Source organism: Limnomicrobium aquaticum, from assembly GCF_040545545.1.
Taxonomy (GTDB): domain Bacteria; phylum Pseudomonadota; class Alphaproteobacteria; order Rhizobiales; family Rhizobiaceae; genus Ensifer_A; species Ensifer_A aquaticum.
Genome location: NZ_JBEPMB010000002.1, coordinates 356,132 through 370,504 on the forward strand (window position 1 = coordinate 356,132; position 14,373 = coordinate 370,504).

Consider the following 14,373-nt stretch of genomic DNA (forward strand, 5'->3'; position numbering starts at 1 on the left):
AATGTCTTACGTAAACTTCAAGGTCGAAACCGACGCCGACGGCATTGCGCTCGTCACCTGGGACATGCCCGGCAAGTCGATGAATGTCTTCACGGTCGAAGTGATGGACGAACTCGACAAGATCATTGACGCCACTGTTGCCGATGCCAACGTCAAGGGCGTCGTCTTCACGTCCGGCAAGAACGCCTTCTCCGGCGGTGCGGATCTGACCATGCTCAAGGGCATGTTCGAGACGATCGAGCGCGAGCGCGCCGCCGATCCGGCTGGTGCTGCCCAGAAGCTCTTCGATGCAGCCGGCCGCATGACCTGGCTCTATCGCAAGATCGAAACCAACGGCAAGCCGTGGGTCTCGGCCATCAACGGCACCTGCATGGGTGGCGCAACCGAACTGTCGCTCGCCTGCCATGCCCGCGTCGCGTCCAATTCTCCGTCGGTCAAGATCGGCCTGCCGGAAGTGAAAGTGGGGATATTCCCCGGTGCCGGCGGCACGCAGCGCCTGCCGCGTCTCATCAACGCGCAGGATGCGCTGCAGGCCATGACGACGGGCTCGTCCTTCTCCGCCTCCCGCGCCAAGGCGCTCGGCCTCGTGGCCGAAGTCGTTGAGCCGGAAAACCTCGTCTCGGCCGCCAAGGAACTGCTCAAGAAGGGCGTCGATCCGGTCGCGCCCTGGGACAAGAAGGGCTTCAAGGCTCCGGGCGGTGCCGTCTGGACGCCGAACGGCATCCAGCTCTTCTCCGCCGCCAACGGCATCCTGCGCCGCGAAACCGCCGGCAACTATCCGGCAGCGCTCGCCATCGTGAAATGCGTCTATGAAGGCCTGCAGGTTCCGATCGATACCGGCCTGCGCATCGAGCAGCGCTACTTCACCAACATCCTGCAGACCACCGAAGCCTTCTCGATGATCCGCTCGCTGTTCGTTTCGCTTCAGGAACTGAACAAGGGCGCCCGCCGTCCGGCTGGCGTCGAAAAGAGCGAGATCAAGAAGGTCGGCATCGTCGGTGCCGGCTTCATGGGTGCCTCCATCGGCTATGTGACGGCTGCCGCCGGCATTCAGGTCGTTCTGATCGACCGCGATATGGAAGCCGCCAACAAGGGCAAGGCAACCTCCGAAGGTCTCGTCACCGAGGCGCAGAAGAAGGGCAAGCTCGGCAAGGAAGAGGGCGAGAAGCTTCTCTCCCTCATCACGCCGACAGCGGACTATGCCGATATCGCCGATTGCGACCTCGTCATCGAGGCCGTGTTCGAGGATCGCGGCATCAAGAAGGCCGTGACGGAGCAGGTCGAAGCCGTGCTGAAGCCCGGCGCGATCTTCGCCTCCAACACCTCGACGCTGCCGATCACCGGCCTTGCCGAAAACTCCAAGCGTCCGGAACAGTTCATCGGCATCCACTTCTTCTCGCCGGTGCACAAGATGATGCTGACGGAAGTCATCATGGGAGAAAAGACCGGCGACAAGGCGCTGGCCGTGGCGCTCGACTATGTCGCCGCCATCAAGAAGACGCCCATCGTCGTCAACGACACACGCGGCTTCTACGTAAACCGTTGCGTGCTGCGCTACATGAACGAGGCCTACAACATGCTCGTCGAGGGCATCCCGGCCGTCATGATCGACAACGTGGCCAAGATGGCGGGCATGCCCGTCGGCCCGCTGGCGCTGAACGACGAAACGGCTGTCGACCTCTCCTACAAGATCATGAAGGCGATGATTGCCGATCTCGGTGAGAAGTCGGTCGATCCGCGCCATATGTCGCTGATCACCCATATGGTCGAAAAGGAAGGCCGCCTCGGTCGCAAGGCCGGCAAGGGCTTCTACGACTATCCGGCCAAGCCCGCCAAGAAGTCCATGTGGCCCGGCCTCAAGGATCTCTTCCCGCAGCAGGACCCCGACAAGATCGATGTCACGACGATCAAGCAGCGCTTCCTCGTCACCATCGCTCTTGAAGCAGCCCGTACCATGGAAGAGGGCATTGTCACCGATCCGCGCGAAGCCGATATCGGCTCGATCCTGGGCTTCGGTTTCGCGCCTTACACGGGCGGTGCGATCTCCTACATCGACGGCATGGGCGTGAAGAAATTTGTCGAACTGGCCGAAAAGCTCGCCGCAAGCTACGGCCCGCATTTCAAGCCGACGCCGCTTCTTCTCGAAATGGCGAAGACAGGCGACACGTTCTATGCCCGCTTCAACCCGTACGGCGAGAAAAAACAGGCTGCCTGAGCCTGAAAAAACTACCAAAACGCATAAAGAAGGCCGCCTTGAGCGGCCTTTTCCTTGCCCAAATACGTTCAGAATGGGGCGAAAGCCGCCAAAAAATCGTTGCTCGGATAAGCGAATTTCTCGATAGAGAATTTAATAAGTATTTGAAAAACAAAGATAAAGAGCGGAAAAATAAATTTTAATAAGAAAGGCTTATTAGTCTGATTTCCAGTTTCAAGTCTCGAAATTGGAAACAATACGTTTCCAATTTTCAGATTGAACCGAACGGTTCGGTCACCCATATTCAATCCTGTCAGGCAACGATATTGGGATCGCCTTCAAGGCAATCGATCGGAACCTTTCACCCGGCCCCGCCATTCAGTCGCGCACTGTGTAGTGCGCGATTGAATAGCGGGAAACCAAAACCCCCGCGGTCCGGTCCACTTAAGGAACCGCTATTTGAAATGGAGACTAAAATGAACAAGTTTGTTGCTTTCGCCGCTGCTGGCGTCCTGTCTGTTTCCGCTCTGATCGCTGGTCAGGCTGCAGCCGACGATAACGAAAACTCTGCCTTCGCGCAGATGGTTCGCGAAAACACCTACCAGACCACGAGCCCGGCTGCTTCGGACAACAGCGCTGTAGGCTACGGCTACCAGCCCGGCTTTCTCGCGAAGGCTTCGCATTCCAGCAACGTCAGCATCCGTTACGTCAGCGAGCTCTCGCAGGCAGACAAGGCCAGCTTTCTCGACCGCGCCAAGGCCGACCCGTCCGCAGTCAAGGCTCTCCAGACCGAAGTTGCACAAAATGCAGACGTCCTTCGTGGTCTTCAGGACAGTAACGTGAACCTCAAGAACGTCATCGGCTCTGTGCGTGCGGCCGACGGTTCGACGACCTACATCATCCGCTAAGCGGCGGTTGAGATAGGGTGTTGTTCGACCTCGCGGTTCGCTGCGAGGTCGGGAAAAGTAAATAGAAATTCTCTATGGGCAACGTCATTAGAGCTTATCGGAAATAAAATAGCCAAAACCGCAACATTAAAATCCTGTAATGTTGGGCATTTGTTTCCGATATTTAATCCAGAAGAGCCTTTCTGACCGGAATTTAATGAAGTTTGCCCGAAACAAATCCAAATGTGGCGCATTATAGGGTCATGCGCTGCTGATGGCGCAGTCAAGTGTGAATACGACAATTGAAAACCGGCGGTGTTTACCGCCTAACCTAATGGAGATTAAAATGAACAAGTTTACTGCATTTGCCGCAGCTGGCATCATGGCAACGACCGCTCTCTTCGCTTTCCAGGCTTCGGCTGACGACGGCTCGTCCTCGGAAAACGAAAACTCTGCTTTCGCGCAGATGGTCCGCGACAACACGTATGACCAGGCTCCGGCCGCAACCAACCACACCGCCACGGGCTATGGCTATGGCTACAAGGCAGGCACGCTGTCGAAGGTTGAGAAGGCCAAGGCCGCTCACAAGTCGACGGTCGAAGAGGTCCGTTGATCGCCTCGCATTATTGATGACCCCGGAGGCCCTGCAGCACCCTGCTGCGGGGCTTCCTGATTCTTGCGCCTGGACCCACTCCAGCGGATCGCAGCGCCCCCCCCCAAAGCGATCTGTCTCTTGTTTTAACGCATCCCCCAACGGCAAACCGGTTCTCGCTTTTCCTGGAAATGCTCCGGAATGCTGCGCTGCGAACGTTTGCCGCATTGCATCAAATGTCGCGGCCGGCCTATAGTCTGCGGGTTCCTGCTTCCAGACCTGACCGCCATGACCCAAAAACCTAAAATGACTCCCGCCGAGGCCCGCAAGGATCATCGCGAAATGTTGCGTTTCCTGGCCATGAATGCCGCATTTGGCATCTTTATCGGCCTCGTTCTCACCGCAGCGCTTCTTTATTTCAACATCGGTGACTTCCTGACACGCGTCCACCATTCGACCATGCCGGCAATTGCAATCCTGCTGGTCGCAGGGCCGCTTTCGCTGCTTCTGGGCGGTGCGTCCATGTCCACCGCAATCATGATGCTTCCCTACGAGAAGAAGTACGAAGATTGAACTACTCGGCGGCCGAGCGTGCCATGGCAGCCGTGCGCGCCAGAAACGCCCGCAGCGATGCCGGCTTGATCGGCTTATGCATGACGGTAATTGCGTGCAGCTCGGCTTCACCACGGACCTCCGGGGTTCGGTCGGCCGTGACCAGAAGGGCGGGTATGGCAGTGCCGACAAGGGCCCTGACGCGTCTCACGGCTTCAATCCCCGTTCCGTCATCCAGATGATAGTCCGCAATGATGATATCGGGTGGCATGGCCCGAGCCCGGTCAAGTGCGTCAGCGGCGGAGAGGCCCGTTGCGACGGTACATCCCCAACCCTCCAGTAGCAGGCTCATACCGTCCAGGATCGTCCGCTCATTGTCGATACAGAGCACGCAGAGCCCGGCAAGGGCGGTCTGCCGCACCTCGGTGGCCGCAGGCACGATTTCGGTCTGAGCCTCGACCGCCTCAGCAAGCGGAATGACGACACGGAAATCCGTGCCATGCCCTTCGCGACTTTTCAGTTCGACCGGATGTTCCAGAACACGAGCGATACGGTCAACGATGGAAAGACCAAGCCCCAGGCCCGACGCTGCCCGCGCGCCTTCGTCGAGCCGCACGAACTCCTGGAACACCGTGGTGAATTTCGACTGTGGAATGCCGATGCCGGAATCAACCACCTGGATCACGGCCGTCTCGCCCGCCCGTCTCGCCCCCACCAGAACCTTGCCGGAGGGTGTGTATTTGATGGCATTGGAGACCAGATTCTGCACCAGCCGGCGCAGCAGCGTGGGGTCGGATCGGACGGTGAGCTTGGTTGGCAGGACACGAAGCTCCAGCCCCTTTTCCCGCGCAATCGGTTGAAAATCGGTCGCAATACGCTGCAGAAAGTCACCGAGCGGAACGGCGGAAAAGCGCGGCTTCATCGCGCCCGTATCGAGCCGCGAAATGTCCAGAACGGCCCCGAGGATCGTCTCCACCGATTCCAGCGAGGAATCGATGTTTCGCACGATATCGCGATCCGGCGTCCCTTCGAACCTTTCAACCAATGTTGATGAATAAAGCCGGGCGGCATTCAGCGGTTGCAGGATATCGTGGCCGGCGGCGGCAAAGAACCGTGTCTTGCCGATATTCGCCTCTTCGGCTGCCGCGCGCGCGAGACCAAGTTCGCGGTTGACGCGGATGAGTTCGCCTGTGCGGGCAATCACCCGCTGTTCCAGCGTTTCGTTCGCCTGTTTCAGCGCCTTGTCGGCCTCCACCTGATGGGTGATATCGGTATAGGTCGTCACCATGCCCTTGCTCGGCATAGGGTTGGAGCGCACCTCGATGATGCGGCCGCTTTTCAGTGCCAGCGAGAAGGGTTTGTCGAGCGTCTTGAAATCCGCCAGCATGTCGCCGCGCCCGGATGAGCTGACATCCCCTCGGTCTTCCAGAATCGCCACGATGCCGGAAAGCGGGAAACCCACTTCCCCGACATGTTCCGGCAGATCGAGCAGCTTGCGGAAGCGCCGGTTCCAGATGGTGAGACCGTTGGACGTGTCGAAGACGGCGATGCCCTGATCCATCTGCGAAAGCGCGGTATGCAGCATGTCCTGGTTGTATTGCAAGGCTTCCGAAGCCTGATCGAGGAGGCGCGCGGTCTCGGAAGAGGGCTCCTCCATGCGCTGCAGGAGCAGCGAGAAGACAAGCCGCGCCGACGAAGAGCCGATGGCGCTGGCCAGCAATTGTTCGGAAAATTGCACGAGCCCCATGTCGGCAGGCTGCGCATCGACCAGCGCAAAGCCGATCTGTCGCTCATGCGTCTTGAAGGAGCGCTGCATGCGCTCCTCGCCGAGATAGCGCGCCAGCACGGACTTTAGATCGCCGACCGAAACCCGCGTCTTGCCGCCCCGCCACTGCGTGCTGCGCCCGTCGCCCGTCGACATGAAAACGCCGGCCTGTATGCGTTCCAGCGGCTTCGAATGCCGCGTCAGCGATCCGACGATGAAGAGGGCGGTGTTGACCATCAACGAGAGCAGCGTCGCGTTGACCAGATTGTCGGCGCCCGGTCCGTTGAAGAGTTCGGTGCCGGGAAATAGGAAGGCGAGGATGCGGCCGGCCAGCACATCGTTCTGGGACAGCCCGAAGCTTGGCAAGAAGAGGAAATAGAGCCACATGAAGAAGCCGCCGGACATGCCGGCGATGGCGCCGCGCGCATTGGCCCGCGACCAGATGAGCCCGCCGAACAGCGACGGCGCGATTTGGGCCACCGCTGCAAAGGAGAGGAGACCGATGGCCGAAAGCGCCGCCGCGCTGTCTATCGACGTGTAATAGGCATAGCCGGCCAAAAGTACAGCGAAGATCGCCGTGCGCCGAACCCTGAGCAGGAATTGCGTATAGTCGGTGTTCTGCAGGCTCGGCGTCACCAGCCGCCGGCGCAGGATGACCGGCATGACGATATCGTTGGACACCATGATCGCGAGTGCCACCGTCTCCACGATCACCATCGCGGTTGCCGCCGAGAAACCGCCGATGAGCGTGATCAGCGATACGGCATGCGCGCCCGCCTGAAGCGGCAGGTTCAGGATATACAGATCCGGATTGCCCGCCTTGCCGAGCAGCAGGACGCCGGCAATCGCGATCGGAATGACGAAGATGTTGATGGCGATCAGATAGACGGGGAAAAGAACCCCGGCCATGCGCAATTCGCCCGCCGTGCGGTTTTCAACGACTGTCACATGAAACTGTCGCGGTAGCATGATGATGGCGAAGGCCGAGAGCAGGACCAGGAGCAGCCAGCGCCCGAGCGAGGTCTGGTAGTGCAGCGCCGCCTTCGCCTCCACACTCGCCTCCGCCGCCTTGAAAAGCGCGGTCGGCCCATCGAATACGAAGAAGGTGATGAAAATGCCCGCCGTGCAGAAGGCGACGAGCTTGACGACGGACTCGGTTGCAATCGCAAGAATCAGCCCGTCCTGATGCTCCGTCGCGTCTGTATGGCGCGTGCCGAAGATGACGGCGAAGAAGGCGAGAAAGGCGGTGACGAGAAGCGGCAGCGAGGCAAAGGAAAAGCCTCCGTCGGTTCCGGCAAAGGCGCTTGTACCGACCATGGCTGAGACAGAACTGGATATCGCCTTCAGCTGCAGCGCGATGTAGGGGATGGCTCCGATGAGTGAGATCAGCGCGACAAAGGCCGCAACCGTGGGGTTCTTGCCATAGCGGGCCGCGACAAAGTCGGCGGGGGAAACGATCTTCTCCGACTTCGCCAGCGTGATGATCCGGCGAAGCAGCGGTAGTCCAAGCGTGAAGATGAGAATCGGCCCGATATAGATCGCCGCAAATTCGAGCCCTCTCTGGGAGGCAAGCCCGACGCCGCCGAAATAGGTCCAGGACGTGCAATAGATGGCGAGACTGAGTGCATAGACGACGGGCCGCCCCTTGGCCGGGCTCCGCCGTTTCGACAGGCGGTCGCCAAAACTGGCAACGGCAAAAAGCGTGAGCAGGTAACCGATCGCTGCGGCGAACACCACCCAGCCTGGCAGCATGGCCTGCGTCCCCATCTCGCTCGTCCTCCCATTCCCTCAACGAGCATAGGTCAAGTCAGATCGCATTTGAAGTGAGGCGAAAGGCCAAGGCGCCGAGGTCTGCGGAACTTGTGTGGCCGACCTCCGTTTCAGTCTTCCGACACAAAAAGAATGTGCTAATGTCCGCAGGCGACAAGGTTAAAATATGGTTTCAGTGCCAACAGTTGCAGCAGGGGGAAACATGTTAGACGAGTTCAAGGCGTTTATCGCGCGCGGCAATGTCATGGATCTGGCGGTCGGTGTCATCATCGGCGGCGCATTCGGAAAGATCGTGTCGTCGCTCGTCGATGACCTCATCATGCCGATCATCGGTGCGCTGACCGGCGGCATCGATTTCTCGAACTATTTCATTCGTCTGAGTTCCGCCGTCACGGCGACGAACCTGGTCGAGGCGAAGAAGCAGGGTGCCGTGCTCGCCTATGGCAGCTTCATAACGGTCGTCATCCAGTTCCTGATCCTCGCCTGGATCATCTTCCTCATGGTCAAAGCCATCAACCGCCTGCGCGTCAAGGAAGAGGCCAAGCCCTCTGCCCCCGCCGCCCCGCCGGCCGATATCGCGCTGCTGACGGAAATCCGCGATCTGCTGAAGAGCAGGGGGTAACGGGTGCCTCATTCCGTCTCCCCCCTTGTGGGGGAGATGGCGGCAGCCAGAGGGGGATTTTGCTCCAAGTGAGATCCCCACCCATCATCCCCTTTGATCGGCCCGCATAATTTATCATTGGGCTTTCAACCCGAATCCCCATTATTCTTCGGCGGATAACAGCCGGAGAACCCCATGCGCCTGATCGAAACCCTGAGCCCCCGTTCCGCCAACGCACCGGAAAGCGGGATTGTCGAGGTGTTCAACTACGGACGCGGGCGCGAGGGGCTGATCCCACTCTGGGCAGGCGAGGGCGATAGTCCGACGCCGGATTTCATCAGCCGGGCGGCAGCCGATGCGCTCCTTGCCGGTGAGACCTTCTATACATGGCAGCGCGGCATCCCGGAGCTGCGTCAGGCGCTGGCAGAGTACTATACCCGCCATTTCGGCACCTCGCTGAGTTCCGAAAACTTCATCGTCACCGCGTCCGGCATGCATGCGATCAAGATCGCCGCCGAGATGATCGCCGCACCCGGCGACGAGATGATCTATTTGACGCCCTCCTGGCCGAACATTTCCGCAGCACTCGAAGTCTCCGGCGCGATTGCCACGCCGCTGGAACTGGAATTCGCCGGCGGCGGCTGGAAGCTCGATCTCAACAGGCTCGAAAGCGCCATCGGCCCGAAAACGCGCGGCATCTTCGTCAACACGCCCTCCAACCCGACCGGCTGGACGGCAAGCCTCGATGATATGCGCGCCATTCTCGACATCGCGCGGCGCAAGAACCTCTGGATCATGGCCGACGAGATCTATGCGCATTTCCACTATGCCGGCGGTCGCGCCGCTTCCTTCCTCGATGTCATGCAGGCCGACGACCGCATCATCTTCGTCAATTCCTTCTCCAAGAACTGGTCGATGACCGGCTGGCGTATCGGCTGGGTCGTCATCCCTGAAGAACTGGGGCAGGTGACGGAAAACCTCATCCAGTATTCCACCTCTGGCGTGGCCCAGTTTATGCAGCGGGGCGCGACCGTGGCGCTGAACGAAGGCGACAGCGTCATCAGGGAAAACTTCGCCAAGGCCGCGAGAAGTCGCGATATTCTCTGCGATGCGCTGATTGCCACGAACCGCGTCGAAACGCTGAAACCGGACGGTGCCTTCTATGCCTTCCTGAAGATTGACGGCGTGAAGGATAGTCGTGTGACCGCACTCGACATCGTCGACAAGGCGCTGGTGGGGCTCGCGCCCGGCACCGCCTTCGGCTCCGGCGGCAGCGCCTTCATCCGCGCCTGTTTTCTGCGCGATCCGGCGCAGATGGAAGTCGCCGCAGACCGGCTTGCAAAATACATTGCAAGTCTCTGATAGTGTAATGCTGCGGCGCACTGTTTCAATATTGCGCCGCTTTTAAGACTTTTGTCTTATCACTTAAGGACAATTGCGGATAATTGCCTCGCTGCTAGCATCTGTTCCACGTTCCGGAGGAGGGACGTTGGGACACATCGTCTGGGAGGATTCCGATGTCTAAACTAATCATAAACCGCCGTGGTCTCTTGAAGGCCGGCGCGGTGGGCGGCCTGGCACTGTCGACGCCGATGCATTTCATCCGCGGCGCTTATGCGGCCGACCAGTCTTGCAACATGCCGACCGGCGCAAATGTCGTCTTCGGCTTCAACGTTCCGCTTTCCGGCCCCTATGCCGACGAAGGCGCCGACGAACTCAAGGCCTATCAGCTCGCCGTCAAGCATCTGAACGGCGAAGGCGATGGCGGCATGCTCTCCACCTTCTCGTCCAAGGCGCTGAAGGGCAACGGCATTCTCGGCAAGAAGGTCACCTTCGTCAGCGGAGACACGCAGACCAAGGCCGACGCCGCGCGTGACAGCGCCAAGCGCATGATCGAAAAGGAAAAGGCGATCATGATCACGGGCGGCTCCTCTTCGGCCGAAGCCGTCGCGGTGCAGAGCCTCTGCCAGGACATGGGCGTGATCTTCATGTCCTGCCTGACGCATTCCAACGACACGACCGGCAAGGACAAGAAGCGGTATGGCTTCCGCCACTTCTTCAACGCCTACATGTCGGGCGTCGCTCTCGGCCCGGTTCTCGCCGAAGCCTATGGCAAGGACCGCAAGGCCTACCACCTGACCGCCGACTACACCTGGGGCTGGACACAGGAAGAGTCCATGAAGAAGTCCACCGAGGCGCAAGGCTGGAAGACGGTCAACGCCGTTCGCACCCCGCTCGGCGCCGGTGACTTCTCGCAGTACCTGACGCCGGTTCTCAGCTCCGGCGCAGACGTGCTCATCCTCAACCACTACGGCAAGGACATGGTCAACTCGCTGACGCAGGCCGTGCAGTTCGGCATGCGCCAGAAGCAGGTGGGCGGCAAGAACTTCGAAATCGTTGTTCCACTCTTCTCCGAACTCATGGCGCAGGGCGCCGGCGACGCCATCAAGGGCATTTACGGCACCGCGAACTGGGACTGGAAACTGGACAACGACGGCACCAAAGCCTTCGTCAAATCCTTCGGCAAGGAATATGGTACGCCGCCGTCGCAGGCCGCTCAGACGGCTTATGCCCAGGCGATCCTCTATGCGGATGCCTGCGCGCGCGCCGGCACTTTCTTCGCGCCGGCCGTGATCAAGGCGCTGGAAGACTTCGAATTCGACGGTCTCGGCAACGGCAAGACGCTTTACCGCGGCAGCGACCACCAGTGCTTCAAGGATGTGCTGGTCGTGCAGGGTAAGGAAAAGCCGAAGGATAAGTTCGACCTTCTCGAAGTCAAGAAGACCGTCGCTGCCAAGGACGTGACCTACGATCCGGCCATTTTCGGCGGCGATCTGGGTCCGGCCGACGCCAAGACCTGCGGCTGATCCGCGCTTTATTCCGGCGCGGAGGCCAGAGCGTCCGCGCCGCTCATGAATGATGAAAGGCCGTGTGAGGATGCGGGGATGCATCCCTCGGCGACAAATGTCTCAGTCAATGCGTCTCGTGTTCTTCGCCGGCTAAGTTCCGGCAGCGAACCCATGCGCCTTGCAACAAGGGTGACGGCAGATGGATGCGATAATCCTGCAAATCCTGAACGGGCTGGACAAGGGCGGCGCCTATGCGCTGATAGCGCTTGGTCTCACGCTCGTCTTTGGCACGCTCGGCGTGGTGAACTTTGCGCATGGTGCGCTCTTCATGCTCGGTGCCTTTTGCGCCGTCACGTTCAACAAGCTCTTGACGCTCGAGAAGGTCACGGTCGACCCGACGCAGCTGACCCCCTGGGGGACGCCGGCCGAGATCAAGACCTCGCTGGTGGAAGCCTGGCTTGGCGAGTTCGGCAAGGTTCTGGTCAACTACTCGGTTCCGGTTTCGATCATCGTGGCCATTCCAGTCATGCTGATCATCGGCATCGTCATGGAGCGCGGCCTGATCCGCCATTTCTACAAGCGCCCGCATGCCGACCAGATCCTCGTGACCTTCGGCCTTGCGATCGTGCTGCAGGAAATCATCAAGCACTTCTATGGTGCAAACCCGATCCCGCAGGCCGCCCCCGCCGCCTTTTCCGGCACGGCACAGGTCGGCATGCTCTTAGGACTGGGCGATGCCATTCCCTATCCGTGGTGGCGGCTGATCTACCTCCTCTTCTCGCTCGCCATTATCGGCATCGTCTTCGCCTTCCTGCAATTCACCACTTACGGCATGGTGGTGCGCGCCGGGATGCGGGATCGTGAAACGGTCGGCCTGCTCGGTATCGACATCGAGCGCCGCTTCACCGTCGTCTTCGGCATCGCTGCCGTCGTCGCTGGCCTTGCCGGCGTCATGTACACGCCGGTTCTGCCACCCGACTATCACATGGGCATGGACTTCCTGGTCCTCTCCTTCGTCGTTGTCGTCGTCGGCGGCATGGGGTCGCTGGGCGGCGCGGTTGCGGCCGGCTTCCTGCTCGGCATCCTGCAATCCTTCGCATCCATGAATGAAATCAAGAGCATCATCCCGGGTATCGACCAGATCATCATCTATCTCGTCGCCGTCGTCATTCTTCTGACGATGCCGCGCGGGCTGATGGGTCGCAAAGGCGTGATGGAGGACTGATCAATGTTCGGCAATCTTTCAAGACAAGACTGGGTCATGTTCCTCGGCTTTTCGGCTGTGGTCTTGCTCGCCCCCATCCTCTTCCAGCCGATTGGCGCGGCCTATCCGGCGATCCTCGAAAAGTTCTGCATTTTCGGGCTCTTCGCCATCGGCTTCAACATTCTCTTCGGGCTCACCGGCTACCTCTCCTTCGGCCACGCGGCCTTTCTCGGCATAGGCTCCTATGCGGCGGTCTGGTCGTTCAAGCTCTTCACGATGAACGTCATCCCGGCCATTGCCATGTCGATCATCTTCGCCGGCATCTTTGCCTTTGTGATCGGCTATGTCAGCCTGCGTCGCTCGGGCATCTATTTCTCGATCCTGACGCTCGCCTTCGCGCAGATGAGCTACAACATGGCCTATTCCGTGCTGACGCCGCTGACGAACGGCGAAACCGGCCTGCAGCTGACGCTGAAGGACCCGCGCATTGTCGACGCCATGTTCATCACGCCCGGCACCGGCCTGCCGCGCTCCACGCTCTTCGGCCTGGAAATCAGCGGCGGCGGCCTTGGTGGCTTCTATTTCACGGCCGCCGCCCTCATCATCGGCTTCTACGTCTCCATGCGCATCTTCCGCTCGCCTTTCGGCCTGATGCTGAAGGCGATCAAGTCCAACCAGAACCGCATGCGCTACACCGGCTTCAACACAAGGCCCTATCTGATGGCGGCCTTCGTCATTTCCGGCATCTATGCCGGGCTCGCCGGCTCGCTGATGGCGGCGGTCGATCCGCTGGCCGGGCCTGAGCGCATGCAATGGACGGCTTCGGGCGAAGTGGTGCTGATGACGATCCTGGGCGGTGTCGGCACGCTGATTGGCCCGGTCATCGGTGCTGCCATCATCAAGTATTTCGAAAACATCTTCTCGGGCTTCAACGAAACCGCGCTGAACAGCGTTTTCAGCTTCCTGCCCCACACGCTGCGCGAACCCATCGTCAAGCTGCTTTCGCTCTTCGTGGGTGAAGGCTGGAGCCTGACGCTCGGTCTCGTCTTCATGGCCATCGTCATCTTCCTGCCCGGCGGCATCATGGAAGGCGTCCGCCTCATCGCCTCGCTCTTCAAAAAGGGCGGCAATGGCAACAAACCGGCCGTCAGCGGCCACGCGCAACCGGCGGAGTGAGGCTCATGACTGCAACGAACAAGCCAAACATTGTTCTCGACGTATCCGGCGTCAACAAGAGCTTCGGCGGGCTTCGCGCGCTGACCAACGTCAATCTCCAGGTGGAGGAGGGCAAGGTCCACGCTATCATCGGTCCCAACGGTGCCGGCAAGTCGACGCTGCTCAATGTCTGCATCGGCCGCATCAAGCCCGATAACGGCCATGTCGTCTTCAACGGCGAAACACTCGACCGGCACCAGCCGCACGAGATCAACCAGCTCGGCGTTTCGCGCGTCTTCCAGACGCCAGAAATCTTCGCCGACCTGAACCTGCTCGAAAACGTCATGATCCCGGCCTTCGCCAAGCGTGACGGCGCCTTCACCTTCAACGCGATCCGTGCCGTCAGCGCGGAGAAGGAGTTGCGGGAAGAGGCTGAGGAAATCCTGCACGATGTCGGCCTCTACGAACGCCGCACGCATCTCGCAGGCTCGCTCTCGCGCGGTGACAAGCGCCGGCTGGAGCTGGGCATGTGTCTGATCCAGAAGCCCAAGCTTCTGCTGCTCGACGAGCCGACCGCCGGCATGGCCCGCCACGACACCAACATGACCATCGAATTGCTGAAACGCATCAAGGCGCGCGGCATGACCAAGGTCATCATCGAGCATGACATGCACGTCGTCTTTTCGCTCGCCGACAAGATCAGCGTGCTTGCGCAAGGAACCGTTATCGCAGAAGGTCTTCCGGAGGAGGTTCGGGGCAATCCGCGCGTCAAGGAAGCCTATCTTGGGGAGGCGCATTGATGAA

General features: G+C 60.0%; 11 protein-coding genes. 10 read left to right on the forward strand and 1 reads right to left on the reverse strand.

Annotated features, from left to right (window positions below):
- The first annotated feature begins 1 nt into the window (after position 1).
- From ABID16_RS10355 to ABID16_RS10370, 4 genes are all read left to right on the forward strand, one after another.
- On the forward strand, positions 2-2,215 hold the full coding sequence (locus ABID16_RS10355) for a 3-hydroxyacyl-CoA dehydrogenase NAD-binding domain-containing protein (protein WP_354556258.1): 2,214 nt from the start codon (positions 2-4) through the stop codon (positions 2,213-2,215).
- Positions 2,216-2,670: 455 nt separating this feature from the next.
- Positions 2,671-3,102 (forward strand): hypothetical protein, encoded by a 432-nt coding sequence (locus ABID16_RS10360; RefSeq protein WP_354556259.1) that lies wholly within the window; start codon positions 2,671-2,673, stop codon positions 3,100-3,102.
- 325 nt (positions 3,103-3,427) lie between these two features.
- Positions 3,428-3,694 carry a hypothetical protein gene (locus ABID16_RS10365; RefSeq protein WP_354556260.1) on the forward strand — a complete coding sequence of 89 codons (267 nt, stop codon included), beginning with the start codon at positions 3,428-3,430 and terminating at the stop codon, positions 3,692-3,694.
- Between the two features lie 321 nt (positions 3,695-4,015).
- Complete coding sequence (locus tag ABID16_RS10370; protein WP_354556261.1) at positions 4,016-4,246, forward strand: hypothetical protein; 231 nt, start codon at positions 4,016-4,018, stop codon at positions 4,244-4,246.
- Position 4,247: 1 nt separating this feature from the next.
- On the opposite strand, the gene ABID16_RS10375 is transcribed toward ABID16_RS10370, so the two are convergent.
- On the reverse strand, positions 4,248-7,742 hold the full coding sequence (locus ABID16_RS10375; protein WP_354556517.1) for a PAS domain-containing hybrid sensor histidine kinase/response regulator: 3,495 nt from the start codon (positions 7,740-7,742) through the stop codon (positions 4,248-4,250).
- 220 nt (positions 7,743-7,962) lie between these two features.
- Here ABID16_RS10375 and mscL point away from each other — a divergent pair, with 220 nt between their 5' ends.
- The 6 genes from mscL (at position 7,963) to ABID16_RS10405 (ending at position 14,369) form a co-directional block, all read left to right on the forward strand.
- Entirely contained in the window at positions 7,963-8,382 is a 420-nt protein-coding gene (gene mscL, locus ABID16_RS10380; RefSeq protein WP_354556262.1) for a large conductance mechanosensitive channel protein MscL, read from the forward strand.
- Between the two features lie 174 nt (positions 8,383-8,556).
- On the forward strand, positions 8,557-9,723 hold the full coding sequence (locus ABID16_RS10385; protein WP_354556263.1) for a pyridoxal phosphate-dependent aminotransferase: 1,167 nt from the start codon (positions 8,557-8,559) through the stop codon (positions 9,721-9,723).
- A 155-nt stretch (positions 9,724-9,878) separates the two neighbouring features.
- The gene (locus tag ABID16_RS10390; protein WP_435532397.1) at positions 9,879-11,228 is read left to right on the forward strand and encodes a substrate-binding protein; all 1,350 of its coding nucleotides are present in this window, start codon (positions 9,879-9,881) and stop codon (positions 11,226-11,228) included.
- Between the two features lie 181 nt (positions 11,229-11,409).
- Positions 11,410-12,435, forward strand: coding sequence for a branched-chain amino acid ABC transporter permease (locus ABID16_RS10395; protein WP_354556264.1), 1,026 nt, complete (start codon positions 11,410-11,412; stop codon positions 12,433-12,435).
- A gap of 3 nt (positions 12,436-12,438) precedes the next feature.
- Positions 12,439-13,590: a branched-chain amino acid ABC transporter permease gene (locus ABID16_RS10400; RefSeq protein WP_354556265.1), complete on the forward strand. Its 1,152-nt coding sequence runs from the start codon at positions 12,439-12,441 to the stop codon at positions 13,588-13,590.
- Positions 13,591-13,595: 5 nt separating this feature from the next.
- The gene (locus ABID16_RS10405; RefSeq protein WP_354556266.1) at positions 13,596-14,369 is read left to right on the forward strand and encodes an ABC transporter ATP-binding protein; all 774 of its coding nucleotides are present in this window, start codon (positions 13,596-13,598) and stop codon (positions 14,367-14,369) included.
- Positions 14,370-14,373: the final 4 nt, after the last annotated feature.